At 65.2% G+C, this 26,266-nt stretch carries 27 protein-coding genes; 18 read left to right on the top strand and 9 right to left on the bottom strand.

Annotated elements, in window-relative coordinates:
- The coding region (locus JQ633_RS20370; protein WP_433995669.1) for a HAMP domain-containing protein at positions 1-1,211 on the bottom strand (1,211 nt) is incomplete at its 3' end.
- A gap of 280 nt (positions 1,212-1,491) precedes the next feature.
- Between JQ633_RS20370 and JQ633_RS20365 the strand changes: the two genes are divergently transcribed.
- Positions 1,492-3,471 carry a hybrid sensor histidine kinase/response regulator gene (locus tag JQ633_RS20365; RefSeq protein WP_211986857.1) on the top strand — a complete coding sequence of 660 codons (1,980 nt, stop codon included), beginning with the start codon at positions 1,492-1,494 and terminating at the stop codon, positions 3,469-3,471.
- A gap of 88 nt (positions 3,472-3,559) precedes the next feature.
- Here the strand turns inward: JQ633_RS20365 and JQ633_RS20360 are convergent, their stop codons facing one another.
- On the bottom strand, positions 3,560-3,742 hold the full coding sequence (locus JQ633_RS20360; RefSeq protein WP_249159489.1) for a hypothetical protein: 183 nt from the start codon (positions 3,740-3,742) through the stop codon (positions 3,560-3,562).
- 170 nt (positions 3,743-3,912) lie between these two features.
- Positions 3,913-4,254 carry a hypothetical protein gene (locus JQ633_RS20355; RefSeq protein ID WP_211986856.1) on the bottom strand — a complete coding sequence of 114 codons (342 nt, stop codon included), beginning with the start codon at positions 4,252-4,254 and terminating at the stop codon, positions 3,913-3,915.
- A 67-nt stretch (positions 4,255-4,321) separates the two neighbouring features.
- On the opposite strand from JQ633_RS20355, the gene JQ633_RS20350 reads away from it, so the two are divergent.
- Positions 4,322-4,516: a DUF3072 domain-containing protein gene (locus JQ633_RS20350; protein ID WP_249159488.1), complete on the top strand. Its 195-nt coding sequence runs from the start codon at positions 4,322-4,324 to the stop codon at positions 4,514-4,516.
- 108 nt (positions 4,517-4,624) lie between these two features.
- On the top strand, positions 4,625-4,879 hold the full coding sequence (locus tag JQ633_RS20345; protein ID WP_211986855.1) for a hypothetical protein: 255 nt from the start codon (positions 4,625-4,627) through the stop codon (positions 4,877-4,879).
- Positions 4,880-5,074: 195 nt separating this feature from the next.
- Here the strand turns inward: JQ633_RS20345 and JQ633_RS20340 are convergent, their stop codons facing one another.
- Positions 5,075-5,332 (bottom strand): hypothetical protein, encoded by a 258-nt coding sequence (locus tag JQ633_RS20340; RefSeq protein WP_211986854.1) that lies wholly within the window; start codon positions 5,330-5,332, stop codon positions 5,075-5,077.
- A gap of 111 nt (positions 5,333-5,443) precedes the next feature.
- Between JQ633_RS20340 and JQ633_RS20335 the strand changes: the two genes are divergently transcribed.
- Positions 5,444-7,513: an ATP-dependent helicase gene (locus tag JQ633_RS20335; protein WP_211986853.1), complete on the top strand. Its 2,070-nt coding sequence runs from the start codon at positions 5,444-5,446 to the stop codon at positions 7,511-7,513.
- 150 nt (positions 7,514-7,663) lie between these two features.
- Here JQ633_RS20335 and JQ633_RS20330 read toward each other — a convergent pair whose 3' ends face one another.
- Positions 7,664-8,395 carry an adenylate/guanylate cyclase domain-containing protein gene (locus JQ633_RS20330; RefSeq protein ID WP_211986852.1) on the bottom strand — a complete coding sequence of 244 codons (732 nt, stop codon included), beginning with the start codon at positions 8,393-8,395 and terminating at the stop codon, positions 7,664-7,666.
- Positions 8,396-8,498: 103 nt separating this feature from the next.
- Positions 8,499-8,750 (bottom strand): PilZ domain-containing protein, encoded by a 252-nt coding sequence (locus tag JQ633_RS20325; RefSeq protein ID WP_211986851.1) that lies wholly within the window; start codon positions 8,748-8,750, stop codon positions 8,499-8,501.
- A 270-nt stretch (positions 8,751-9,020) separates the two neighbouring features.
- Between JQ633_RS20325 and JQ633_RS20320 the strand changes: the two genes are divergently transcribed.
- The 3 genes from JQ633_RS20320 to JQ633_RS20310 are packed head-to-tail and all read left to right on the top strand — an operon-like array spanning position 9,021 to position 12,054.
- Entirely contained in the window at positions 9,021-10,427 is a 1,407-nt protein-coding gene (locus JQ633_RS20320; protein ID WP_211986850.1) for an MFS transporter, read from the top strand.
- Positions 10,428-10,440: 13 nt separating this feature from the next.
- Positions 10,441-11,628, top strand: a complete 1,188-nt coding sequence (locus JQ633_RS20315) for an acyl-CoA dehydrogenase family protein (protein WP_211986849.1) — start codon at positions 10,441-10,443, stop codon at positions 11,626-11,628.
- Positions 11,629-11,652: 24 nt separating this feature from the next.
- Complete coding sequence (locus JQ633_RS20310; protein WP_211986848.1) at positions 11,653-12,054, top strand: VOC family protein; 402 nt, start codon at positions 11,653-11,655, stop codon at positions 12,052-12,054.
- Between the two features lie 307 nt (positions 12,055-12,361).
- Here JQ633_RS20310 and JQ633_RS20305 read toward each other — a convergent pair whose 3' ends face one another.
- Positions 12,362-13,090 (bottom strand): Spy/CpxP family protein refolding chaperone, encoded by a 729-nt coding sequence (locus JQ633_RS20305; protein ID WP_249159487.1) that lies wholly within the window; start codon positions 13,088-13,090, stop codon positions 12,362-12,364.
- 472 nt (positions 13,091-13,562) lie between these two features.
- On the opposite strand from JQ633_RS20305, the gene JQ633_RS20300 reads away from it, so the two are divergent.
- The 9 genes from JQ633_RS20300 to JQ633_RS20260 all read left to right on the top strand — a co-directional run bounded on the left by JQ633_RS20300 (position 13,563) and on the right by JQ633_RS20260 (position 22,992).
- The gene (locus JQ633_RS20300; RefSeq protein ID WP_211986847.1) at positions 13,563-14,903 is read left to right on the top strand and encodes an ABC transporter substrate-binding protein; all 1,341 of its coding nucleotides are present in this window, start codon (positions 13,563-13,565) and stop codon (positions 14,901-14,903) included.
- Positions 14,904-15,014: 111 nt separating this feature from the next.
- Entirely contained in the window at positions 15,015-15,953 is a 939-nt protein-coding gene (locus tag JQ633_RS20295) for a carbohydrate ABC transporter permease (protein ID WP_211986846.1), read from the top strand.
- Entirely contained in the window at positions 15,953-16,864 is a 912-nt protein-coding gene (locus tag JQ633_RS20290; protein WP_211986845.1) for a carbohydrate ABC transporter permease, read from the top strand. Before JQ633_RS20295 ends, JQ633_RS20290 begins: the two co-directional genes overlap by 1 nt.
- Before the next feature lie 20 nt (positions 16,865-16,884).
- A complete protein-coding gene (locus JQ633_RS20285) occupies positions 16,885-17,985 on the top strand; it encodes an ABC transporter ATP-binding protein (protein WP_211986844.1) in 1,101 nt (366 codons plus the stop codon).
- A gap of 29 nt (positions 17,986-18,014) precedes the next feature.
- Positions 18,015-19,004 carry a hydroxyacid dehydrogenase gene (locus JQ633_RS20280; RefSeq protein WP_211986843.1) on the top strand — a complete coding sequence of 330 codons (990 nt, stop codon included), beginning with the start codon at positions 18,015-18,017 and terminating at the stop codon, positions 19,002-19,004.
- 67 nt (positions 19,005-19,071) lie between these two features.
- Complete coding sequence (locus JQ633_RS20275; RefSeq protein ID WP_211986842.1) at positions 19,072-20,496, top strand: amidase; 1,425 nt, start codon at positions 19,072-19,074, stop codon at positions 20,494-20,496.
- 82 nt (positions 20,497-20,578) lie between these two features.
- Complete coding sequence (locus JQ633_RS20270) at positions 20,579-21,160, top strand: hypothetical protein (RefSeq protein ID WP_211986841.1); 582 nt, start codon at positions 20,579-20,581, stop codon at positions 21,158-21,160.
- Between the two features lie 31 nt (positions 21,161-21,191).
- On the top strand, positions 21,192-21,965 hold the full coding sequence (locus JQ633_RS20265) for a transporter substrate-binding domain-containing protein (protein ID WP_211986840.1): 774 nt from the start codon (positions 21,192-21,194) through the stop codon (positions 21,963-21,965).
- Between the two features lie 187 nt (positions 21,966-22,152).
- Positions 22,153-22,992, top strand: a complete 840-nt coding sequence (locus JQ633_RS20260; RefSeq protein WP_211986839.1) for a DUF2147 domain-containing protein — start codon at positions 22,153-22,155, stop codon at positions 22,990-22,992.
- Between the two features lie 168 nt (positions 22,993-23,160).
- On the opposite strand, the gene JQ633_RS20255 is transcribed toward JQ633_RS20260, so the two are convergent.
- Both JQ633_RS20255 and JQ633_RS20250 read right to left on the bottom strand, forming a co-directional pair.
- A complete protein-coding gene (locus tag JQ633_RS20255) occupies positions 23,161-23,565 on the bottom strand; it encodes a (R)-mandelonitrile lyase (protein WP_211986838.1) in 405 nt (134 codons plus the stop codon).
- A 23-nt stretch (positions 23,566-23,588) separates the two neighbouring features.
- Positions 23,589-24,287, bottom strand: a complete 699-nt coding sequence (locus JQ633_RS20250; RefSeq protein ID WP_211986837.1) for a ribonuclease activity regulator RraA — start codon at positions 24,285-24,287, stop codon at positions 23,589-23,591.
- Between the two features lie 214 nt (positions 24,288-24,501).
- On the opposite strand from JQ633_RS20250, the gene pxpB reads away from it, so the two are divergent.
- Positions 24,502-25,233 (top strand): 5-oxoprolinase subunit PxpB, encoded by a 732-nt coding sequence (gene pxpB, locus JQ633_RS20245; RefSeq protein ID WP_211986836.1) that lies wholly within the window; start codon positions 24,502-24,504, stop codon positions 25,231-25,233.
- Positions 25,230-26,264: a biotin-dependent carboxyltransferase family protein gene (locus tag JQ633_RS20240; RefSeq protein ID WP_211986835.1), complete on the top strand. Its 1,035-nt coding sequence runs from the start codon at positions 25,230-25,232 to the stop codon at positions 26,262-26,264. The genes pxpB and JQ633_RS20240 overlap by 4 nt, the downstream gene beginning before the upstream one ends.
- The last annotated feature ends 2 nt before the right edge of the window (positions 26,265-26,266 follow it).

Here is a 26,266-nt window from a genome sequence, read left to right as displayed (position 1 = left end):
GCGATGTTGCGGACCTGCGCCGTCAGGTTCGAGGCCATCGAGTTGACGTTGTCGGTGAGGTCCTTCCAGGTGCCGGCGACGCCGGACACCTGGGCCTGGCCGCCAAGCTTGCCCTCGGTGCCGACCTCGCGCGCCACGCGCGTCACTTCGGAGGCGAAGGCGTTAAGCTGGTCGACCATCGTGTTGATGGTGTCCTTCAGCTCGAGGATCTCGCCGCTGACGTCGACCGTGATCTTGCGCGACAGGTCGCCGCGCGCCACCGCCGTGGTGACGTTGGCGATGTTGCGGACCTGCGCGGTCAGGTTGCCGCACATTGCGTTCACGGAGTCGGTCAGGTCTTTCCAGGTGCCGGCGACGCCGGGCACGATCGCCTGGCCGCCGAGCTTGCCGTCGGTGCCGACCTCGCGGGCCACGCGCGTCACTTCGGAGGCGAAGGAGCGCAGCTGATCGACCATCGTGTTGATGGCTTCCTTGAGCTGCAGGATCTCGCCGCGGACGTCGACCGTGATCTTCTTCGACAAGTCGCCATTGGCGACCGCGATCGTCACCTCGGCGATGTTGCGGACCTGGCCGGTCAGGTTGTTGGCCATCGAGTTGACGCTCTCGGTCAGGTCCTTCCAGACGCCGGTCACTTCCGGTACCTGGGCCTGGCCGCCGAGCTTGCCCTCGGTGCCGACCTCGCGCGCCACACGCGTCACTTCCGACGTGAACACCGAGAGCTGCTTGATCATGGTGTTGACGATGTTGGCCGACTGCAGGAATTCGCCGCGCAGCGGCCGGCCCTCGACGTCGAGCTGGACGGTCTGCAGCAGGTCGCCCTGCGCCACCGCCGCCACCGCGCGCGTCACCTCGCGGGTTGGCCACAGCAGGTCGTCGATCAGCGTGTTGACCGAGCTCTCCATGTCGGCCCAGGCGCCGCTGGCGAGCCCGAAATTGACGCGCTGGCGGGTCTGGCCCTCGCGGCCGACCACCTGCCCGACACGCGCCAGTTGCTGCGCCATGCGCTCGTTGGCGGCGGCGATCTCGTTGAACGCGTCGGCGATCTTGCCGTCGATGCCGAGATAATCGCCGCGCATCCGCACCGAAAAATCGCCGCCGCGCATGGCCTGCAGCGACTGCAGCAGATCGTGGGAAGAATCGAGATTTCCGTTGGACGGGTTGGCGCGGCGGGCCTCACTGCGGGGACGAGGCGGCGAACCGAGATCGGTCATGGAATTTTCCCTACGCGCGCTGACGGCAAGTCCAGAGACTCGGAATAGGCCAGCAAGACCATAAGAGTGACTGCCCGTGATCTATTCAAGCAGGAAAACCGGAGAATCGCGATTTGTGACGCAAACCGAGCAAGTTAATCGCCGATGGAACCAAAGGTTCCAATGATCGCTGGAACTTTTTGCGCCGCCGAAGTAAGCCTTTGGTATTGCGTCGAGGTCGTCGTCGTTTTGGAACAAAGTCTACGCCGGATGCGTTGCGAGACGGCTGGCAGGATTCATAATGGTTAAAAAGTCGGAACGCCTCGAGCGGGGTATTTTCGAAAGCGAGCGCAATTTCCGGCTCCTGGCCGGAGGCGTCGTCGACTATGCGATCTGCATGCTCGATGCGGACGGACGCGTCATCAACTGGAATAAGGGCGCCGAACGCATCACGGGCCACAAGGCCAGGGGCATTCTGGGCAAGCATTTTTCGCTGTTCTACCTGCCGGAGGACCGCACATCCGACCTTCCCGGCCAGCACCTGCGGGCCGCCCGCAAGACCAAGCATCTGGCGACCGAGGGCTGGCGCGTCCGCAAGGACGGCTCGACATTCTTCATGTCCGCGGTGATCGACCCGATTTATGAGAATCGCAAGCTCGTGGGTTACGCCATGGTGACCCGCGACATCACCGAGCGGCGTCAGGCCCGTGCCGATCTCGATGCCAGCGAGAGCAAATTCCGCCTGCTGGTGAGCAACGTCACCGATTACGCGCTCTACATGCTGACACCCGAGGGAATCGTCGCCAACTGGAATGCCGGCGGCCAGCGCATCAAGGGCTATACGCCCGACGAGATCATCGGCAAGAGCTTTGCGCGCTTCTACACGCCGGCCGACCAGGCCGCCGGCAAGCCGGCGCGTGCGCTCAAGATCGCCGAGGAGACCGGGCACTACGTGGAGGAGGGCTGGCGGGTCCGCAAGGACGGCTCGTTCTTCTGGGCCAGCGTCGTGATCGATCCGATCCGTGACGCCGATGGCGAACTGGTCGGCTTTGCCAAGATCACTCGCGACATTTCCGAGCGGCGCGAGGCGCAACAGAAGCTGGAGCAGGTGCAGCGCCAGCTCGCGGAATCGCAGAAGATGGATGCGCTGGGACAGTTGACCGGCGGCGTCGCGCACGACTTCAACAACCTGCTGATGATCATCTCGGGCAATCTGCATCGGATCAAGCGCGAGGTGGCGAGCGAACGCGGCCGCCTCGCGCTCGGCGCGATCGAGACGGCGTCCCAGCGCGCCGCCTCGCTGACCAGCCAGCTTCTCACCTTCGCGCGGCGGCAAAGCCTCAACCCGCAAGCGATCAACGTCGCTGAAAGGATCGCGGCGGTGCGCCAAGTCCTGACCAGTGCGCTCGGCAGCAAGGTCCAGTTGAACCTCGAGGTCGAGCCGGATGTCTGGCCGATCTTCGTCGACCCCAGCGAGCTCGAAACCGCGCTGATCAATCTGGTGGTCAATGCCAGGGACGCGATGCCCGAAGGCGGTACGCTGACCGTCTCGGCCCACAACGCGCCCGCGGTGGACCAGGTGGTCGTCAGCGTCTCCGATAGCGGCGAAGGCATTCCGGGCGACGTGCTGGGCCGTGTCTTCGATCCGTTCTTCACCACCAAGCCCGTCGGCAAGGGCACCGGCCTCGGCCTGTCCCAGGTCCACGGCTTTGCGCACCAGGCCGACGGCAGGGTCGAGATCGCGAGCACGCTCGGCGAAGGCACCACCGTCAGCATCTACCTGCCGCGGGGGACCCTCGCGGCTCATCCCGAGACCCAGGAATCCGTCCCGCATAAGTCCGCCACGATCCTGCTGATCGAGGACAACCCCGCGGTCGCCGACGCGAGCACCGGTCTGCTTGAACAGCTCGGCTACACCGTGCGCTGGGCATCGAGTGCCGAAGGCGCCTTGCAGGAGCTCGAGAACAACGGGATCGACGTCGTGTTCAGCGACATCGTCATGCCCGGCAAGATGGACGGCCTCAAGCTTGCGCGCGCGATCCGGGACAAGAAGCCCGAATTGCCGATCCTGCTGACCACCGGCTACAGCAACAGCGCGCGCGAGGTGCGGTCCGATTTTCCCGTCTTACGCAAGCCGTTCCGCATTCACGAGCTGAGCCGCGAACTAGCAAAACTGACCGGCGGCCCGTCCGTTACTGCGGCCGATGCCGTTGCGGTTGAAAACGACGCGCCGCGAGCGAAAGCCGGCCTGCCGCGCGCGCAAGCCAAGGTCCGGTGCTAACGCCCGCTGTGAAGGCGTGCTCCGAAAGGAGCGGAGCGCCTGCCCCCCCCGATTTGGGCCAACCCGATGCGCTTCCGCTCGGCGGGAGTTAGGATTCCGCCGGCCAGCTGCGGCGCACCAGCAGCACCCGTTCGATGCGCCCGCACCGCATGCAGCGGTACTGGATGATGTCCTTGCCCTCGCTGCCCGGATAGCTGGTCTCGAGCCGCATCGTCCTGTGGCAGCTGATGCAGGAGATCAGCGTCAGCAGCGGACTGCGATCGTCATTCATCGATGCCCGTGGTCGCACGGTCGGATCGGCGATCATTGCATTTGAGGCTGCCATGGAGTCGGACCACACGACGAGAAAATGCCGATCCCGCAGCTTGGTTCCCGCCGCGAAACCTTCTTCAGGCCGCGTCAGCCTGCGACATGGCGCGCCGGCGGGCACCGGCGAAGCTTTCAGACTTTGGCGTGGCCTCGGCCCGAGCCTGCGGTGGGCTTGCCCTCGCCCGGCTTTGCCTTGGCGATTGGGCGATCGGCGGAGATGCGATCGGTAGAGGCGCGATCTCCATAAGTCCGGCTCAAGCGCTCACGAACGGTCGGCAGGGAAGCGCTGCCCCCGGCCGCCCGCCAGCGGCCGATTAACTCGGCCACCTCGGCCCGCATCGCCATCAGCCGGTACGACGCCTCGCTGCAATCGACGTCGCGATTGACCTGGTCGCGGATCGTCGCCTCGACCAGCGTCATCTCAGCGCGCAAGGTGCTGATCTTCCGCCGAATTTCGTTGATTTTGTTGTCCATGGCTTGTTAGAACAAAAATAGAACATATTGTCAAGTCACGACATGGCCAGCGAGGTGGAATATGAGCATGGCAGCAGTGAAATTCGGCGGGGTCGCGGAGCGCGTCATTGCCCAGATGACCCGCGCCCAGGCCGTCCGGCTGAGGAGCCTGGCCGAGGAGGCCTATCAACCCGGCCAGTACGCGCGCGACCTGACGTTCGAGGAAGCCGAGCGGCGCATCAGCGCTCTCCGAGCCGAGATCGCGCTGGCGGACTCGTTCTAGGCCCCTTGCTAAGTCGCGGACCGCGGGCCGCGGCTCCTTAACACTTGATATAGTCGGCGCAGCTAGGTCTGTTCCCGTGGTTGCCGTTTGCCTCGGGGGAGTCTTCACGTGCTGGAACTGGAGAAGCGGTCGCCGCTCGCCTTCCCGATCATCATGAAGGATGGGCGGACGCTCGCCACGGTCGGCGATGCCGCCGACTACCTGTCCAGGCTGAATGTGGACCAGCGCGAGCGCTCGTACTGGAAGACGGCAATCATGATGTTCAACAACGCAATGCGCGAACCGCGCTACCTGAGGATCGCGACCATCAATTTGCGGTCGGCTCTTGTGTATGACCGCCTCGTTGACGATGGCGGCGCCTGATTGTGGTGCCGCCGCTACAGCCGAATCGGCCGCGTTTGCATAAACGCGATCCCCGTTATGGCCGCAAACAAGGTAACGGCGGTACACATCACGGCCAGGCGCTGATCGCGCTTTGGCCGCACTCTGGGGCCGCCTGGGAGGGCCAAGGCGGCCCGTTTCTTCTTTGTCGAGACGTCGCGACGCCGCAGCGCGCGGTCAGAGCATCTTGGAACGGACGAACAGCGCGCGTAGCGCGTTGGTCGCCGGAATGCTCAGCATGGCGTTGCCGGCTGCCCGCTCCAGCGCGACGACGGCGTCATCGTGCAGTGAGCGGAACTCCATCCATTCGACCGAGCTGAGATTGGTGATGAAGCGATAGGCTTGGCCGACGGTCGCGAGCGTCACCGTCTCGCCGTTCAGCCGCACCTTGAACGTCGCCTTCAACGGCGTGTCGGAGTTGGATACGTCCACCATGCCGCGGTTGTGCTCTGCGGCGCGACAATGTCAATCGAATTTCTTTGCCGCCGCGCCGGCGCGTCGGCCCCAATCGTGGCGATGTCTGTTAGCGTCGAGCGGGGGTGATTCGTGCCTGATCCTGCCAACGCAAGCTATCTCGATGCGCTCAATCCCGAGCAGCGCCGTGCGGTCGAGCACGGCATCGGGCCCGGCGGAACCATTGGCGCTCCGCTGCTTGTGATCGCCGGCGCAGGCTCCGGCAAGACCAACACGCTGGCGCATCGCGTCGCACATCTGATCGTCGCAGGCGCCGATCCGCGCCGCATCCTGCTGATGACCTTTTCGCGGCGCGCGGCCGGCGAAATGGCGACGCGTGTCGAGCGCATCGCGCGCCGGGTGCTCGGCGACCGCGCCGGCGTCATGACTGACGCGCTGAGCTGGGCCGGCACGTTCCACGGCATCGGCGCGCGGCTGCTGCGCGAATTCTCCGAACGCATCGGCCTCGATCCTGCGTTTTCGATCCACGACCGCGAGGACTCCGCCGACCTGATGAACCTGGTCCGCCACGACCTCGGCCTGTCGCGGACCGAAAGTCGGTTTCCGACCAAAGGCACCTGCGTTGCGATCTACTCGCGCTGCGTCAACGCGGAGATGCCGATCGAGGCGGTGCTCGGCCAGTTCTTCCCCTGGTGCGCGGGCTGGGCCGGCGAACTGAAGCGGCTGTTTGCGGCCTATGTCGAGACCAAGCAGCAGCAGAACGTGCTCGACTACGACGACCTCCTGCTCTACTGGGCGCAGATGGTCACCGACGCCGCGCTCGCCGAAGAGATCGGCAGCCGCTTCGATCATGTGATGGTCGACGAATATCAGGACACCAACCGCCTGCAGTCATCGATCCTGCTCGCGCTGAAGCCCAAAGGGCACGGGCTCACGGTGGTCGGCGACGACGCGCAGTCGATCTACTCGTTCCGCGCCGCGACCGTGCGCAACATCCTCGACTTCCCGAGCCAGTTCAGTCCCACGGCGGAGCTCGTCACGCTCGACCGCAACTATCGCTCCACGCAACCGATCCTGTCCGCGGCGAACGGCGTGATCTCGCTCGCCAAGGAACGCTTCACCAAGAACCTGTGGACCGACCGGGTTTCGACGCGCAAGCCGCTGCTCGTCACCATCCGCGACGAGGCCGATCAGGCCCGCTACATCGTCGAGCAAGTGCTGGCGAACCGCGAGGAAGGCGCGCTGCTCAAGCACCAGGCCGTGCTGTTCCGCACCTCCTCGCATTCCGGGCCGCTGGAGATCGAGCTGACGCGGCGCAACATCCCCTTCGTGAAATTCGGCGGCCTGAAATTCCTCGACGCCGCCCATGTCAAGGACATGCTGGCGCTGTTGCGCTTCGCGGCCAATCCGCGCGACCGCGTCGCCGGCTTCCGGATCCTGCATCTGTTGCCGGGCGTCGGGCCGGCCTCGGCACAGCGCGTGCTCGACCGCCTGGCGGAGGCTGCCGATCCGATCGCCGCGCTGGTCGCGCTGCCTGCCCCGCCCCGCGCCGGCGCCGATTGGCGGCTATTCGTCGAAACCATGGAGAACCTGCGCTACTCGGAATGGCCGGTCGATCTCGAACGCGCGCGGCTGTGGTACGAGCCGCATCTCGACCGCATCCATGAGGACAGCGAGGTCCGCCGCGCCGACCTGATCCAGCTCGAGCAGATCGCGAGCGGCTATCCGTCGCGCGAACGTTTCCTCACCGAGTTGACGCTCGATCCGCCGGATGCGACCAGCGACCAGGCCGGCGTGCCGCTGCTCGACGAGGACTATCTGATCTTGTCGACGATCCATTCCGCCAAGGGCCAGGAGTGGACGTCCGTCTATGTGCTCAACGTGGTCGATGGCTGCATGCCGTCCGATCTCGGCGCCGGCACCTCGGCGGAGCTGGAGGAGGAACGCCGTCTGCTCTACGTCGCGATGACCCGCGCCAAGGACGACCTGCACCTGATGGTGCCGCAACGCTTCTTCGTCCACGGCCAGGCCGCCAAGGGCGATCGCCACATGTATGCCTCGCGCACCCGCTTCATCCCGGAGAAGCTGCTGCCGGCGTTCGAGCGAACCGTCTGGCCGCGCGCGGCCGCGGCGGAACCCGGATCGGCCAACCGCGCCCCGCCGATCGACATCCGCGCCAGGATGCGCGGCATGTGGCGCTGACAGCGCCCGAAAATTTTGAACCGGCCGGAACGAACCCGCCTTCGCTGCGTTCACCCGGCGTTCGTAATCGGCAAACGACATCCCTGACGGCTTCGGCGCGTAATCCTAAAAGGACGCGCCGAGGCCGTCGTCTTTTGCGCTGCGTCAATTTCACGCCGGAAACAATGTGACGGGCTCGTCGAAGCCCTTCAACGCATAGTCGGAACCGGTGGCCGTGATCATGTCGCGGGTTCGCTCGCGGACAGCCGTGGTGACGAGGATCTCGCCGGCTTTCGCCATCGCCTGGGCGCGTGCGGCGCGATTGACCACCGTCCCGATGGCCGTCAGGTCGCGATGGGCCTGGCCGAACTCCCCGAAATTCGTATCGCCGCTATCAATCCCGATTCCGATGCCGAGCTCGATGTTACCTGCGCCGATCGCCTGCACCAGCGCGTCGTGCCTGTGCTGAAAGCTGCGCTGGATCTGGCGCGCCGCCAGCAAGGCCTGCACAGGATGGTCGTCCCGCTTGACCGGAAAGTTGAAGATCGCGAACACGGCATCGCCGATCGTCTTGTTGAGGAGGCCGTCATAGCGCCAGATCGCGGCGGCGCAGTCGTCGTAGAACGCATCGAGCAGCGATGTCAGCCCGCCCGGCGCGATGGTCTGCGTCAGCGTGGTGTAGCCGCGCAGGTCGGCGAACAGGATGCTGGCATCGATGGTGACGGCGCGCGCCTTCATGATCTTCGAGAAAGCCATCTCGCAGATCGTGCATGTATTGGGGTTCATACGGCTGGGCCTGACCCCGAACAGGCGGAAGGGCGCCGACAACGGGCCGCGCAGCGGAATCGGCACGCGCAGGTTTTGCCAGCAGCCGAGGCAGATCGTGGCAGGTTCCGGAGTCATTGGCGCATCACCAGCAGTTCCAGCAACGACACTTTACAGCCTAGCACGATCGTTCTTGCGCGTCCCTTGGGCGTCCCCGCCCTGGGATTCGCAGTCGTTGCGCTCAGGCGGTCGCCACGAAGCTCAGTCCAATCCGGTTCTTCTTGGTCCAGATCACCTGGCACTCATAGACGACCGACGCGTCATCAGCCATCACGAGGCGAAAGCGATGGGGCACAAAGGCCGAATTATCGACCTCGATGGCGGCCCCTTCGGGTGAGATGTTCACGATGATGCAGTGCATCACCGAACCGCCCGATGAAATGTAGGCGGGTTGGTTGACCTCGGTACGCGGATGTTTGCGCTTCTCATCCATCCCGCTTGGGGCCCGTGAACGTCCTGGAACGCAAGGCTCGGCGATCGACAGGCCGTGTGTCAACGTCCCGAACCGGCCAATCGGACTTTCGCACCACGATTTTGTGCGCAGCGGCAAGCGCCTTGCTTATCGCGTGAATGCAGACGAGCCCCGCGCCGAAGCAGGCTTGTCGTTCGCAACGCTGCAACGATAGCTTCGCAGCCATCGGTGGAGTGCTGGCGCAACGCCCGCCGGTCAAGAACAATGAAACAGGCGCCATGGGGAGACGCCATGTTCGAGATTCTCGATCGCCGGACGAGTCTGACCGGCAACCAGATCAAGATCCTTGCGGCAGCCATCATCGGGGATGCGCTGGAATTCTTCGACTACTTCCTGATCGGCTTCGTGCTCGCTTTCCTGATCGGCCCCTGGAAGCTCACCTTCGGCCAGTCGGCCATCGTGCTGATGAGCTCCGGCATCGGCGCCATCCTCGGCGCATTTCTCTGGGGCTGGCTGGCGGACCGGGTCGGCCGCCGTATCGTGTTCATCGGCACGGTGCTGAACTTCTCGATCGCGACCGGTCTGCTCTATTTCACACCCGATAATGGCTGGATCTATCTGGCGATCCTGCGCTTCTTTGTCGGCACCGGCGTCGGCGGCCTGTATTGCGTCGACCTGCCGCTGGTGCAGGAGTTCATGCCCTCGCACAAGCGCGGCTGGGTCGGCGGTATCGTCACCTGCGTGATCCCGCTCGGCGTCGGTCTCGGCGCGGTGCTGGGCGCCGTGATGGGCTCCGACCAGTGGCGGCTGCTGTTCGCGATCGGCGTGTTGCCGTCGCTGATGGTGCTGCTGGTCCGGATCTGGGTTCCGGAGTCGCCGCGCTGGCTGTGCCGGCAAGGTCGCTATGAGGAAGCGCGCAAGTCGTTGGCCTGGGCGCTGCAGGTGCCGCCGTCGGAGCTGCCGTTGCCGAGCGCGGCCGATGCCGGACCGATCGTCAAGACCAACTGGTTCGACCTGTTCAAATATCCACGCAGCCTGATCGTGTCCTGGTTCGGCAATGCCGGCGCGCAGACCGGCGTCTACGGCATCACGCTGTGGGCCCCCGCGCTGTTCGTGTTGCTGCTCAAGGTCACGCCGCAGGAAGCCGCGAAGATGATGATCCTGCTCAGCATCACGGGCTTCGTCGGCCGCGTCTCCTTCTCCTATTTCTCGGAGCTGATGGGGCGGCGCGTCGCGGGCGGCCTGCTCGGCTTCGGCGCCGGCGCGCTGACCATCATCGCCGGCTATCACTACGACTCGACGCTGTTCGGCATGTCGGCATTCTGGCTGCTGCTGGCCGCTGCGTTCTTCTTCGCTGACGGCGGCTTTGCCATCGTCGGACCCTATGCGGCGGAGGTCTGGCCGTCGCATCTGCGCACCACCGGCATGGGCTCGGCCTACGGCTTCGGCGGCATCGGCAAGATCCTCGGCCCGGTCGGCCTCGCCCTGATCGTCGGCTCGAACAATTACCTCAAGCCGGATGTGCCCATGACGCAAATCCCGACCGCCTTCGTCTATCTCGGCTGCTGGTTCCTGATGGCGGGCGCCGTCTATTTCTTCCTCGGCATGGAGACGCGGGGCAAGTCGATCGAGCAGATCGACAAGGAGCTGAACGCGACAGCCGATGTCGCGGCGGCCGCCAAGATCCGCCAGGCGTGAGGGGAAGTTGACCATGAGCGTGACCTCCGCCGATCTTGCGGGCGATCAGGATGTGATCGCCTGCGCCGAGGAAGTCCGGGATGCCGTCGCGGCGGCCTCCGACACGATCGAGACGACCCGCCGCCTGCCGCCCGATCTGCTCGACCGGCTGCACGAGGCGCGGCTGTTTCGTTTGCTGCTGCCGCGCTCGAGCGATGGGATCGAGACCGATCCCGTCACCTTCTTCCATGTCATCGAGGCGATCGCGAAGGCCGATGCCTCGACGGCCTGGTGCCTGAGCCAGGCCGGCGGCTGCGCGATGTCGGCGGCCTATCTCGACCTGCCGGTGGCGCAGGAGATCTTCGCCGACCCGCGCGCGGTGCTGGCCTGGGGTCCCGGACCGAAGGTCAAGGCGATCGAATGCGAGGGCGGCTACCGCGTCTCCGGCGTCTGGTCGTTTGCCTCGGGCGGACGGCACGCCACCTGGCTCGGCGCGCACTGCCCGATCTACGCCGCCGACGGCTCGCCGCGCCGCGACGCCAACGGCGAGCAGCTCGAGCGCACCATGCTGGTGCGCACCGAGGAGGTCGCCTGGACCGACATCTGGAACACGGTCGGCCTGCGCGGCACGGCGAGCGACCAGTTCGCGCTGAACGACTTCTTCGTCCGCTCCGACCATTCCATCACCCGCGAATTCGACCGCGAGTGCCGGGAGGACGGTCCGCTGTACCGGATGAGCTCGCACACCTGCTATCAGGTTGGCTTCGCCGGCGTCGCCTGCGGCATCGCCCGCAGTGCGCTCGATCAGTTTGTCGACGTCGCCCGCAACAAGGTGCCGCGCGGCATGAAGAAGACGCTGCGCGATAACGCGGTGGTGCAGTCGGGCCTGGCGCAGGCGGAAGTCAACCTGCGCGCCGCCCGCGCCTTCCTGCTGCAGTCGATGGCCGACATCTGGAAGGATCTGGTCGCCGGCAACAGCATCAGCGTCGGGCAGCGCGTCACGATCCGGATGGCGGCGACGCACGCGATCCACAAGGCGCGCGAGGCGGTCGACTTCGCCTACAACGCCGCCGGCGCCACCGCGATCTTTGGCGGACACCCGCTGGAAAGGCGCTTCCGCGACATCCATACCGTCACCCAGCAGTTGCAGGGCCGGTCTAGCCATTTCGAGACCGTCGGCGCCTGGATGCTGGGCGCCGAGGCCGACCTCAGCTTCGTGTAACCCGGTTTCTCAAGGAGAACAGCCATGCCATTGGGCGGACTACAGCATTACACCATCGAACCGCAGGATCTGGAACGCACCAAGGAGTTCTATTGCGATGTGCTCGGGCTCGAGAACGGCGACCGTCCGCCGCTCGATTTCCCCGGCTACTGGCTCTATTCGGGCGGCCAGGCCACCGTCCATCTGATGGGCACCCGCAAGCCGCGCGAGGGCATCGTGGTGCGCGGGACCGAAAAGAAGTATGAGGACACCGGCCGCCTCGATCACATCGCCTTTGCGGCGAGCGATGTCGACGGGGTGCGCAAGCGCCTGACGGCCAGGAACGTCACGTTCCGCGAACAGATCGTGCCGCGCACCGGTGACACCCAGATCTTCCTCTACGACCCCGACGGCATTGGCGTGGAGCTGAACTTCCCCAAGAGCTAACCTTCCAGCGGTCCGGAGTCACTCATGATCGGCCGGCTGTTCGCCGGCCGATTGCAGTTGCACAACCGGTTCCCGACAACGCCGCGACTCGGCCATCACTCGGGCGCGATCCGGTCGGTTTTTCTTCAACATTGAATGACGATCTAACCGGGCCGCGCCGCTGCGGCAGAATAGCCGGGTGCCGCGCCTTTCAACCCCTACCCCAGGGCCTGGTGGCCCGGCTATTCGTCCCCACTTGCCCGCCGCCGACCAAAGGCCCGCCGCGTTTTCTTCACGCGAACCGGCGTCCACTTCGCTTGAAAACGCGCTAGTCGAGCCCGCGCTCGTGGCTGAGGCGGACCATTTCACCGATGAAGACCTGCTTCTGCTTGTCGTCGAGGCTGGCAAACAGCGGCTCTGCGGCATCGGCGACGTTGCGCTGATCGACCGCACGGTCATTGAGGAACTGGGCCTCGTTGCGCATCTGCTCGACGATGTCGTCGGGCGGATCGCGCTGGGCGCGCGCGATCCGCAAATTGAGGCGGTCGGCGCCGTTGTGGCCGAGATAGTGCATCGCGCTGTTGAACCCGGCCCAGTGCTTCTCCTGCTCCGGCGACAGGTTCAGCTCCTTCTTGATCCGCTCGATATTGGCGTCGCTGTTGGCAACGATCTGTTCGGCCGTGAGTTGCGGTGCGCCGGGCTGGGTCAGCACGGTCGGCTGCTGCTTGGCGCCTTTGTCCTTGCCGGCCTTGGCGGATTTGGTGGCCTTGGCGCTCTGCTTGTCGCCGGCCGCCGGCGTCTGCGCGTTCTTGCCGTTGGGAGCAGTGGCGGCTGGGGCGTTGCCGTTGTTTCCTGTGAACACTCCGGTCACGCCGGTGACCACGCCGACAACGCCGCCGATCGCCCCGCCGAGAACGCCACCGACCGGCCCGGCCGCCTTGCTGCCTTCCCGCGCGCCCTTTTCGACGCCCTGCACGATCTGCGCATCGACGATGTGGGGTGCCGCGACCACGGCAAAGGCGGCCGCCCCGAGCGCGATGCACAGTTTCCACCGCATGCGCGGTTTCGCTACCGGGATGGGCATGAATTGGTCTCCATGATCGATGGTGGAAGGTCTCAAGGTGGGTGGTCGACGAATCCGGATTCTATCGTCCCGGACTTCATCAAGTCTATTGCCTGCTCTGCCGACGACGATGACGAATGCCACCTCGTCAGACCCGCCGCGACCTGCGGCTCAACCGCGCACCGCGCGGGTAGATGATTGCGCTGTCGTTTGCGTGCGGCGCAGCATGACACGCGAAGCGTCGCAAACGACCTGCAATTGCAGTTTTTGCAAGCCGCACTGCCTGCGATTTGACCACAACGTTAGTTCTACGTGGACACGCATCTGCTTTCTCGACAGACGCCGGCAATTCTGTTCTGATTACAACAACGAAATCTCGCAACGTCGCGAATGCGGCGTATAAAAAAATCAAAACAATCGAGATTTCCAAAGTCTTTGTCCGTCGGCTCACCAGGGAGGGAATGCCATGTCACGGAAGAAGCTTTCACGACGACAATTCGTTGCTGCGACAGCGCTGTCATCGGCTGCGCTGATCACTGCTCCTTACGTGCGTGGCGCGTACGCTGCCGGCAAGCTCTCGATGGGCTTCTGGGATCACTGGGTGCCGGGTTCGAACAAGGCGTCCGAAGAGCTCGTCAAGCAATGGGCCGAGAAGGAAAAGGTCGAGGTCCAGATCGATTACATCCCGAGCCAGGGCAACAAGAACCTCCTGACCATCGCCGCCGAAGCGCAGGCGAAGTCCGGCCACGACATCTTCGCGATGCCGACCTGGTGGTGCCACTCCAACTCCGAACAGCTCGAACGCGTCGACGACATCATGGGGCCGATCATCGCGGAGAACGGCGCGGTCAACGGCACCGCGCAGTATCTCGGCCAGCTCGACGGCAAATGGCTCGGCGTTCCCGCCTGTGTCGGCAGCCAGATCAAAGGCCCCTGCTCGCGCATCGACCTGATGAAGAAGCATGCCAATATCGACGTGCAGGAAATGTATCCGGCCGGCAGCCCGCCGAAGGCGGACAACTGGACGTTCGACACGTTCCTCAAGGCGGCGGAAGCCTGCCACAAGGCTGGATTCCCGTTCGGCATCGGTCTCGGCGAGACCAGTGACAATGTCGACACCGCCGGCGCGATCTTCCAGTCGTTCGGCGCGCAACTCGTCGACGCCAAGGGCAATCTCACCGTGAAGACCGATGCGGTGCGCCAGGCGTTGGAGTTCTACAAGAAGCTGATCTCCTTCCTGCCGCCCGATGTCGCCGCATGGGACGATGCGTCGAACAACAAATGGCTGGTCTCCGGCAAGGGCGCGATGATCATGAATCCGCCGAGCGCCTGGGCCGTTGCCAAGCGCGACGCGCCGCAGGTTGCCGAGCAGTGCTGGACTCACGGCTTCCCTGCCGGGCCGAAGGGACGCTTCGCGCCATACCTGCCTTACTTCTGGAGCATCTGGAACTTCTCCAAGAACAAGGAGGCGGCTAAGAGCCTGCTGGTGCACCTGTCGAAGCCTGCCTCGATCGAGAAGATGGTGGTGGCGAGCGGCGGCTACGACCTGCCGGCTTACGAGAAGCTCACCAAGCTGAAGGTCTGGGAAGAGGAAGGCCCGCCCAAGGGCACGCTGTTCCACTATCCTGATCCCTACAAGCTGCAGACGCTGTCGATCGCGGCCTCGCCCGCGCCTCCCAAGGTGGCTCAGCAGATCTACTTCCAGGCCACGCTCACCAAGATGTGCCTGAGGTACCATCAGGGTGAAGCCATGGAGAAGACTCTCGCCTGGGCTGAAGGCGAGTGTGAAGGCTTCATGCGTAGCTGACGACGCAGAGCTTTCCGCGCGGCCGCCAACCGTGGCCGCGCGGGCTTTGCCGTCCCTTCTGCCGACCGGGCCGACGGCCCGCTCAACCGACCCACGCGAGGACCTTGCCTCATGGTTGATGTAACACTTCAGCCCAACCGCGTTACGGCAACACAGGCCGTGCGCAAGCGCAGCGGGTTGCGCAACGCGTTACGGCGAAAATCGACGGTCGCGTTCGTAATGGCGTTGCCGCTGATCCTCCTGATCCTGATCCTCGTGGTCTATCCGGCGCTGTATTCCCTGCATCTGGCGACGCTGAACAAGTCGATGGCCAAGTTCGTCGGCTTCGGCAATTTCGAGTTCCTGTTCAAACGCGACACGTTCTGGCTGGTCGTCAAGCAGTCCTGCATCTTCGCGATCTCGGCGGTCATCTTCAAAGCGCTGATCGGCTTCATCGTCGCGCATTTCGTGCACAATGTGCCGGCCAAGAAGCAGCGCAAATGGCGCGGCATGCTGCTGGTGCCGTGGGTGATCCCGCCGGCGATGTCGACGCTGGCCTGGCTATGGCTGTTCGACCCGTCCTACAGCGCCTTCAACTACACCCTGTCCTTCTTCGGCATCGGGCCGATCCCGTGGACCGGCGATGCGATGTGGGCGCGCTTCTCCGTCATCCTGGTCAACGTCTGGTATGGCGCGCCGTTCTTCATGATCATGTATCTGGCGGCGCTGAAATCGGTGCCCGAGCAGCTCTATGAAGCGGCGGCGATCGACGGCGCCAATTGGTGGCAGCGCATCTGGTACGTGACGCTGCCGATGATGCGCAACATCATCGCGATCACGACGCTGTTCTCGCTGATCGTCACCTTCGCTAATTTCGACATCGTCCGCATTCTGACCGCGGGCGGGCCGCTCGACCACACCCACATCTTCGCGACCTGGGCGTTCCGGGTCGGCATCGAGGGCAGCGACGTGCCGCTCGGCGCCAGCGTGTCGCTGTTCATGGTGCCGATCCTGGCAGTCGCGGCGGTGTTTATCCTGCGCGATATCTCCAAACGCGGGAACGAAGCCTGATGAGCACGATGACGATCGACAAGTCCGGACCGACCCGCAAGGTGAAGTACGGCAGCATGAGCCGCGACCGCGCCTGGGCGCTGCGCTGGTCGTATTTCTTCCTGGTGCTGTTCGCGATCTTCTCGCTGACGCCGCCGCTCTACATGCTGATCACGTCGCTGAAGAGCAGCGCCGAGATTTCGGCGGCGACCAACCCGTGGTGGGTCTATCACCCGACGCTGGAGAACTACATCGGGCTGCTGACCTCGAACCAGTTCCTGCGTTTCTTCTGGAATTCGGCCTGGGTCTCGATCATCGTGGTGACCATCACCATGCTGATCAGCGTACCGGCGGCGTTCGCGCTGGCGCGGATGAAGTTCTGGGGCTCCGCCACGCTCGCCACCGGCGTGTTCCTGACCTACCTCATTCCGGACACCCTGCTGTTCATCCCGCTGTTCAAGATGTTCGCGATGTTCGGCGACTGGACCGGCATCCAGCTCATCAACCGCTGGTACGTCCTGCTGTTCGTCTACCCGACGCTGACGGTGCCGTTCTGCACCTGGATCATGATCGGCTACTTCGCCTCGATCCCGAAGGAGCTCGACGAGGCCGCGATCATCGACGGCGCGAGCTGGTTCCAGACCTTGACGCGGATCTTCATCCCGGTCGCGCTGCCGGGCCTGATCGCGGCGACAATCTTCGCCTTCACCGTCTCCTGGGCCCAGTTCCTTTATCCGCTGGTGTTCACGACCTCGACCGACCAGCTGGTGCTGCCGGTCGGCATCATCACCACCCTGATCAAGGGCGACGTTTTCAACTGGGGACAGATCATGACCGGCGCCCTGCTCGGCGCCGCGCCGCCGCTGATCATCTACGCCTTCCTGATGGACTACTACATTGCCGGCCTGACCGCCGGTGCGACCAAGGGCTGAAACGAGACAAGGTAGAATTCATGGCTGACGTGACGTTGCGCAAGGTGGTGAAGCGTTATGACGACGTCGAGGCGGTGCGCGGCATCGACCTCGATATCGCGGACCATGAGTTCGTGGTGCTGGTTGGGCCATCGGGCTGCGGCAAGTCGACCACGCTGCGGATGATCGCCGGCCTCGAGGACATCTCCGACGGTGACATCATGATCGGCGGCGACGTCGTCAACGACGTGCCGCCGAAGGATCGCGACATCGCGATGGTGTTCCAGAACTACGCGCTCTACCCGCACATGACGGTCGCCGAGAACATGTCGTTCGGGCTGCGGCTGAAGAACTATCCGAAAGCCGAGATCAAGAGCCGGGTCACCGAAGCCGCGCGCATGCTCGACATCACAGACCTGGTCGACCGCAAGCCGAAGCAGCTCTCCGGCGGCCAGCGCCAACGCGTGGCGATGGGCCGTGCCATCGTGCGCAATCCGAAGGTGTTCCTGTTCGACGAGCCGTTGTCCAACCTCGACGCCAAGCTGCGTGTGCAGATGCGGATCGAGATCAAGAAGGTGCACCAGAAGGTCCGCACCACGACCGTCTACGTCACCCACGACCAGGTCGAGGCGATGACGCTGGCCGACCGCGTGGTGGTGATGAACCACGGCAGGATCGAGCAGATCGGCACGCCCAACGAGCTCTACCACAAGCCGGCGACCCGGTTCGTTGCGAGCTTCATCGGCTCGCCTGCGATGAACTTCGTGCCGTGCCGGCTCGAGGATGTCGGAGGGAAGCTGCATGTGCGGCTGACCGACCGTCTCGCGTTCCCGCTGCCGCCGGCCCGCGCCGCCCGCTATTCCGCCGTCTCGCGCACCGACAAGCTGCTGCTGGGCATCCGGCCGGAGCATGTGATGGAGGCGCGTCCGCATGCCGAGCCCGGCGTCGAACCGTTCGACGCGGTGCTCGACGTCACCGAGCCGATGGGCATGGAGACCCTGGTCTATTTCACGCTCGAAGGCACCCAGGTCTGCGGCCGGGTCAATCCCAATGCCGGGGCGCAGGATGGCAGCCCGCTCCGATTGGCTGTGGACCTCAACAATATGCATTTGCTAAACGAGGTGACCGGCGCCGTGCTGTGACGGCGCACAAGAAACCTCATGGGCAGGAAATGGCCACCAACAAGAAGAAGATCTTCATCACCCAGACTTTCTCCGCGGGAGCCCGGGCACTTCTCAACGAACGGGACGATCTCGAAGTTGTCGAGTTTCCCAACCTGATCTCGTCGAAGGATTTCCAGGCTATGCTGGCGCAGCATGCGCCGGTGCACGGCGTGGCGCTCGGCGCCACCCCGTTCGGCGAGGCCGAGTTGGAGTCCTCCAACGGCATGCTGGTGGTGACGCGGATCGGCGTCGGCTTCGACGCGGTCGATGTGCCGGCGCTGTCGCGCCGCAAGGTGCCGCTGATGGTCGCGGGCACCGCCAACTCCCCCTCGGTCGCCGAGCAGGCACTGTTCATGATGCTGACGCTCGCCAAGCGCGCGCAGGAGATGCACGGGGTGGTCAAGGAAGGCACCTGGGCCGGCCGGCTCGGCGTGCTGCCGTTCGATCTCTACGGCAAGACGGTGCTGATCGTCGGCTTCGGCCGCATCGGCACCCGCACCGCCAAGCGCTGCCTGGCGATGGAAATGAATGTGCTGGTGTACGATCCCTACAAGCCCGCCAGCGAGATCACCGCGGCCGGCTGCGAGGCAGTACCGAACCTCGACGCGGCGCTGTCGCGTGCCGACTTCGTCACCATCCACTGCCCGAAGACACCCGAGACCGTCGGCATGTTCAACGCGGCGCGGCTACGGCACATGAAGCCGACCGCCTATCTCATCAATACCGCCCGCGGCGGTATCGTCGACGAGCGCGCGCTGCACGACGCGCTGGTGTCCGGCAAGCTGGCGGGCGCCGGCCTCGACGTGTTCGAGGTCGAACCGCCGCCGGTCGGACAGCCGCTGCACGCCCTGCCGAACGTGATCATGGCACCGCACGTCGCCGGCGTCACGGTCGAGGCGGTCGAGCGCATGAGCGAGCAGACCGCGCGCAATATCCTGAGCGTGCTGGACGGCACTCCGCTGCACCAGAACGTGATCAATCAGGACGTCCTCGGCTGAGTATTCAGCCGCCCTCGTTCACGCCGGGACCGATGCGCAGATCGGCCCGGCGTTGCGGAGCATTCCCATGAGCTTCAAGGAATTCGGCAATTATGATGCGGTCGGTCTGGCCGAGCTCGTCCGCAGCAAGGACGTGACGCCCAGGGAGCTGCTCGACGAGGCGATCGCCCGCACCGCCAGGGTCGATCCGCAGATCAACGCGGTGGTCGTCAAGCACTACGACTACGCCGAGCGCCAGATCGCAAAGGGCCTGCCCGATGGTCCTTTCACAGGCGTGCCGTTCCTGCTCAAGGACCTCGATCCGCTCGAAGGCACCCGCACCACGTCGGGCGCGAGTCTACTCAAGGATGTCGTCGCCGATCATAATTCGACGCTGGCGCAGCGCTTCCTCGACGCGGGGCTTACGATCTTCGGCAAGAGCGCGAGCCCCGAATTCGGCCTGATGCCGACGACGGAATCCCGCCTGTTCGGCCCGACCCGCAATCCCTGGAATACGGACCATTCCTCCGGCGGCTCGTCTGGCGGCGCGGGTGCCGCGGTCGCCGCGCGCATCCTGCCCGTCGCGCATGCCAGCGACGGCGGCGGCTCGATCCGGATTCCGGCGTCGGCCTCCGGCGTGTTCGGCATGAAGCCGACGCGGGCGCGCAATCCGGTCGGTCCCGATCGCGGCGAAGGCTGGGGCGGCTTCTCGGTCGGTCACGTGCTCAGCATCAGCGTGCGCGACAGCGCCGTCATGATGGACGCGGTGCACGGGCCGGAGCCGTCGAGCCTCTACGTCGCGCCGCCGCCGGCGCGGCCGTTCTCGCAGGAAGTCGGCCGCGATCCCGGCCGGCTGCGCATCAGCTTCACCGACAAGTCGCCCTACGGCGATGCGATCGATCCCGAGATCGCCGAGGCGGTCCGCGACGTCGCCACGATGCTCGCCGGCCTCGGCCATCATGTCGAGGAGCGCGCGCCGACGCTTGCCGCGGACCCCGCAGCTCTCATGACCACGATCGTCGGCGGCAACACCGCGCTGACGGTGCGCCTGCTCGAGCAGCGCTTCGGCCGCGCCATGACATCCGACGACCTCGAACATCTGACGCTCGTCAGCGCGCAGAACTCGCTCAAGATGACGCCGGCCGACTATGTCGCCGCGCAACTCGCCGCGTTCCAGGTGACGCGCGCCCTCGCTACCTTCTTCGAAGGCTGCGACATCTTCCTCAGCCCGACGCTGTGCGCGCCGCCGATCCGCATCGGGGAGTTGAACACGATGTCGGATGACCTGACCCACATCGCGCCGGTGCTGCGCCGCTACATGCCGGGCACCTCGATGTTCAACATGTCCGGACAGCCGGCGATGTCGGTGCCATTGGCGTGGAACAAGGCCGGGCTGCCGCTCGGCATGATGTTCGCAGCCAAACTCGGCGAGGAAGGGCTGCTGTTCCGTCTCGCCGGCCAGCTCGAGCAGGTCCGGCCATGGAAGGACAAGCGCCCGCCGGTCTGCGCCTAGCTTACAAAACGCAGTCAGATCAGGTAGATGGGAATAACGTCGGCGGCGATTCCGCCGGCGGGACCGCTTTGGAGACGGAACTGTGAGCGACGATCCGACTGACAATGCGCTTGCCGCGATCGCTAGCATTCTCGATCAGACGACCACGCCGCCTGCCAAGGTGACGGAGAAGCCGGCGGACAAGGCCGCCGACAAGACGACGCCGGAATCCCCACCTGTCGAGGCGCTGCCCGTTGCCGTTGCCATGCCGCCGCCTTTGCCCGAGTCAATCGAGCCGGCGGCCGCGCCAAGCGAGCCTGCCGCCGCCGAGAGCGCGCCACCGCCGGTCGTGCCTGAACCGCTGCCGGCGCCTGAACCGCAAACCGAGCCGCAACCGATCCGGCCGATCGAAGCCAACGGCTATTCCAAGGTCGGACCTGGCCCGATGGCCGCGCTGCGCTTCCGTTGGACGGTGCGCGAGGACGGCGGCCGCTATTACGTCGACGAGACTTTCGGTGAGGGATCCTCCCCGCACGTCAACGGCCCGATGGACGGCGATGCCGCGATCAGGTTCGTCGACGAGCGCGAGGCCGCCGCGCGGCAGCGCTTCGAGCATTTCAAGCAGGAGATGATCAGCCGCACCGCGGTGATTGATCCCGCACGCAACGACAGCGGCGAAGCCTAGGGCAGGCGTATCGGAATTCACGGAGAAGTTGATGTTTCGCGTGCTGATCACCGTCGCCCTCGCTTTGCTCGTATCCGCGGCCCACGCGCAGCAGGCTCCGTCCCGGCTCGATGACATCGTCAAGCGCGGCACGCTGCGCGTCGGCATGACCGGCGACTACCTGCCCTTCACCTCGCTCGACAAGGAAACCAAGGCGTTCCGCGGCTTCGATGTCGACATGGCGCAGGCCCTCGGCAAGGCGCTCGGCGTCAAGGTCGAGTTCGTGCCGACCTCGTGGCCGCAGATGATGAAGGATTTCGAAGCCGACAATTTCGACATCGCGATGGGTGGTGTCTCCATCACCTTCGACCGGCAGAAGAAGGGCCTGTTCTCGAGCCCGATCATGCGCGAGGGCAAGACGCCGATCGCGCGTTGCGCAGACCAGGGCAAGTACGACACCATCGCCGAGATCGACAGGCCGGGCACCCGCGTCATCGTCAATCCCGGCGGCACCAACGAGCGGTTTGCCCGAGCTCACGTCAAGAGCGCCGATATCCGCGTGTTCGACGACAACACCAAAATCTTCGACGAGATCGCCAAGGGCGACGCCGACCTGATGATGACCGATGCATCGGAGACGCGCTATCAGCAGAAGCTGCATCCCGGTGTGCTCTGCGCGGTGCATCCCGACAAGCCGTTCGACTTCTCGGAAAAGGCCTACTGGATGCAGCGCGATTTTGCGCTGAAGGCATTCGTCGACCAGTGGCTGCACATCGTGCGCGAGGACGGCACCTACAAGAAGATTTACGCCGGCTGGTTCGAATAGCCGCGCAGCCGGCGCCCCGCGCTCCGAAGAATTTGACACTGTTGCGCACTGAATCCGGGCGCTGATCCGGCCATTGAACCATGGCCCGCTGCGCCACGACTTATTTCTTTGAAGTGATTTGGATCACGTTCCGAGCGCGCTGGTTCGCATAGTTCCGAGCCCTGGGGTCCCTGCACTGGAGATCGAGATGACGAAGCTTCTGGCTATCGCCACGCTCTTGCTCGCGAGCACGGCCGCGCAGGCGCAATACACCATCGATTACGACGGCCGCACCATCCGGATCGATCCCGATCGCGGGACAGTCTCGATTCCCGGCGTTTACGACAATACCGGAGAGGGTCCGAAACGCCCCAAGGGCGAAACCGGCGAGCGGAAGCGCAAGCCCCCGCCGGCCAAGGAGGTCAAGCGCGATCCGCAGGGCGCGCCCGCAAGCACCGCTCCCGCTGCAGCCGCGCCACCTGCGACTGCACCGACCCAGGCGACCACCCCTGCAGCATCACCTCCGGCAGCATCGCCGCCACCGGCTCCGCCGGCAGCAGCGACAGCCTCACCGCCGCCTGGCACGACGACGGCTGTGGCTCCGTCCAACGCCGTCGCGACCAGGCCCCCGCCGCCGGTGCAGCAACAGGCCGCGCCGCCGCCCAAGCCAGCGCCGGCTCCGGCCGTCGCCGCCGTTCCACCTGCGCCGCCACCCGCGGCCAAGCCTGCTGCGGCACCGCTGCCGGCGGCCAATTCGCCGGTGGGCGTCTGGCTGACCGAGGAGCAGGAAGGCAAGGTCCGCATCGAGCAATGCGGCACCAATCTGTGCGGCTACGCCGTCGACAAGAAGACGAGCCAGAACACCGAGCAGATCCTGATCAACATGAAGCCCGGCAAGGACAAATGGAGCGGCCGGATCGTCGATCCGAACTCCGGCAGTTCGTATGACTCCACCATCGCGCTGAAGGGCCCTGACACGCTGCGCGTCCAGGGCTGCGCGTTCGGCGGCATGTTCTGTGGCGGCCAGACCTGGACGCGGGTGAACTGAAGCCGCTTGCGCGGTTGCGTAGCCCGGATGGAGCGCAGCGCAATCCGGGACGGTGTATTATCCGTGCGGCACGAATCCCGGATTTCGCTTCGCTGTATCCGGGCTACAAGAAAAAGGCCCCGCTCGATGAGCGAGGCTTGTTCTCCTCCAAGGACTACGGCCGCGGCGTCACCCGACCTTGCCGTTGTATTCCTCGTCGGTGACGTGCTCCATCCAGGTCGAAAACACGCCGTCGAGCGCCTCCTGCATGGCGATATGGGTCATGCTGTTGCCGGGCGAGGCACCGTGCCAGTGCTTCTCGTTCGGCGGAATCCAGACCACGTCGCCGGGACGGATTTCCCTGATCGGGCCGCCCTTGGCCTGCACCCGGCCGATGCCCGAAATCACGTAGAGCGTCTGCCCGAGCGGATGGGTGTGCCAGGCGGTGCGCGCGCCGGGCTCGAACGACACCCGCGAGGCGTTCAGCCGTGCCGGCGCGGGCGCCATGTTGATCGGGTCCTGCAGCACCGTGCCGGTGAAATTCTCACTCGGCGCGCGGCGGGTCGGCCGCGAGCCGGCAACGTGGATATCCATGGGGTTACCTCGCTCTTTTGAAGTTATTTCTTGCTGGCGGCGTAGCGCGCCTTGGTCTCGGCGTTCATCGGATAGAGGCCCGGCAACGGGGCGCCGTTGTTCACCTCGTTGACGATCCAGGCTTCCATCCGTTCCTGCTCCGGCCCCTCGGCCAGCACGTGATCGAGGAACGCCTGCGGGATCAGCACCGCGCCGTCCTGGTCGGCGACCACGACGTCGTTCGGGAACACCGCGACGCCGCCGCAGCCGATCGGCTCACCCCAGCCGACGAAGGTCAGGCTGGCGACCGATGGCGGCGCGGCATAGCCGTCGCACCACACCGGAAGACCGGTGCCGAGCACGCCCTCGACATCGCGCACCACGCCGTCGGTGATCAGCGCGGTCACGCCGCGCTTGACCATGCGCGCGCAGAGGATGTCGCCGAAGATGCCGGCGTCGGTGATGCCCATGGCGTCGACCACCGCGATGCAGCCTTGCGGCATGGCCTCGATCGCGGTGCGGGTCGAGATCGGCGACGACCAGGATTCCGGCGTCGCGAGATCCTCGCGGGCCGGCACGAAGCGCAGCGTGAAGGCGGGGCCGACCAGCCGCTGCTGGCCCGGCTTCAGCGGCTTGGTGCCGCGCATCCAGATGTTACGCAGCCCCTTCTTGAGCAGGACCGTGGTGATGGTGGCGGTGGACACGTGCGACAGCGTCGCGATCGCTTCGGCGGACAGGGACATCTGGAAAAGCAAGCTCCGGTGGGGAAAGAAAGACGGCCGCATCTTGCGGGGCCGGGCCTTTGCGTCAAGGGCTGCGAAAGAATTCTCCGATCATCAGATCTTATCGTCCGCGTGCCGATTAATTTATTGAAGTTGCTGCATCATTTTGCACGTGACGAATTCCGTTCGGTCGCGAAACACGCTAGCTTGATGACTGACCAGACAGCTTGAGCCAATGCCCGAAACCTTGAGCCCTCCCCGCCTTCTGCCGAGTGGCGATGCCGCCATCACGGTGGAGTTCAGCCGTACCATCGACGATGCCGCCAATCGCCGCGTGCTGGCGCTCGATCGTTTGATTGCTGCCGAGCCGATCGGCGGGATCACCGAGACCGTGCCGACCTACCGCTCGCTGCTGGTGCACTACAATCCGGTCGAGATCGGCTTCGAGGCGCTCGGCGAGCAACTGCTGGCGCGCGCCGCCAAGGCACTGCCGACCGCGGCCGGGACGCGGCGCTGGCGCATTCCGGTCGCCTATGGCGGCGAGAACGGCATCGATCTCGAGGATGTCGCCAAGGCGCTCGGCACCACGCCCGACGAGATCGTCACGCGGCATGTCGCCGGCGACTATCGCGTCGCCATGATCGGCTTCACACCCGGCTGGTCGTATCTGAGCGGGCTGGAGAAATTCCTGCACATGCCCCGCCGCAAGGATCCGCGGCTATTGACCCCGGCCGGCACGATCTCGATCGGCGGCATCCAGACCGGCGTGCAGTGCCTCGCCGGTCCCAGCGGCTGGCATCTGCTCGGCCGCACGGCCGTGCGGACCTACCAGCTGCATCGCGATCCGATCTTCCTGCTGGAGCCCGGCGACGCTATCACCTTCACTGCGGTGGACGCCAAGACCTTCGCGGAACAGGACCGCGCCGCCGAGGCCGGTGAGTTCATCGCTGAACTGGTGACGCCATGAGCAAGCTCGTCGTCACGTCGATCGGGCCGGCAAGCTCGGTGCAGGACGCCGGCCGCCCCGGCTCGCAACGCTACGGCCTGGTGCCGAGCGGCGCGATGGACCGGCTTGCGCTGGCCGCCGCCAACACGCTGGTCGGCAACGAGCTGTTCGCGGCCGCCATCGAGATCGGCCCGTTCGGTGCGGCCTTCACCGCGCGCGGCGGTGCCGTACGCATCGGGCTCGCCGGCGCGGCGCGTAACGCCGATATCGGCGGCCGCCCGGTTGCATCGGACAGTTCGGCGACGCTGGCCGAGGGCGAGACCCTCAACCTCGGCTTTGCCCGCGGTGGCTCGTTCAGCTATCTCGCGATCGAGCATGGCATCGAAGGCGAGCCGATGTTCGGCAGCCTTTCGGTCAATGCCCGCGCCGGGCTCGGCAGCCCCTATACGCGGCCGCTGCAGAGCGGCGACGAATTGACGACGCACCCTGCCAGCGGCGCAGCCGAGCGCCGCATCGAACTGCCTGATGCAACCGACGCGCCGATCCGCGTGCTGTTCGGTCCGCAGGACGATGAGTTCAGCGACGAGAACAAGCAGTTGTTCGTCGGCAGCGAGTGGAAGATTTCAGCCACCAGCGACCGCATGGGCTATAGGCTCGAAGGCCCGGTGATCAAGCATCTCGATGGCCACAACATCGTCTCCGACGGCACCGTGAACGGCAGCATCCAGGTGCCCGGCAACGGCCAGCCGATCGTGCTGATGCCGGACCGTGGCACCAGCGGCGGCTATCCGAAGATCGCGACCGTGATCTCGGTCGATTTCGGCCGCTTCGCGCAGATCTCCGCGGGTCGTCCGTTCCGCTTCAAGGCGGTGACCATGGCGGAGGCGCGGGCCGAGGCGATCAAGTTCCACCAATTCCTGCGCTCCCTGCCCGACCGCCTTCGTGCCATTGAGGATTTCAGCCTCAACATCGAGGCATTGAGAGATGCCAACGTCGCAGGTCAGGCGGTCAGCGCCGTCGATGCCGCGACGTGGCAAGTTGCGGTACCCTAGAT

Origin of the sequence: Bradyrhizobium tropiciagri, assembly GCF_018130505.1 — a bacterium.
Lineage (GTDB): Bacteria > Pseudomonadota > Alphaproteobacteria > Rhizobiales > Xanthobacteraceae > Bradyrhizobium > Bradyrhizobium tropiciagri_B.
The sequence above is the reverse complement of the archived record's forward strand: the minus strand, read 5'-3'. Positions and strand labels throughout refer to the sequence as shown.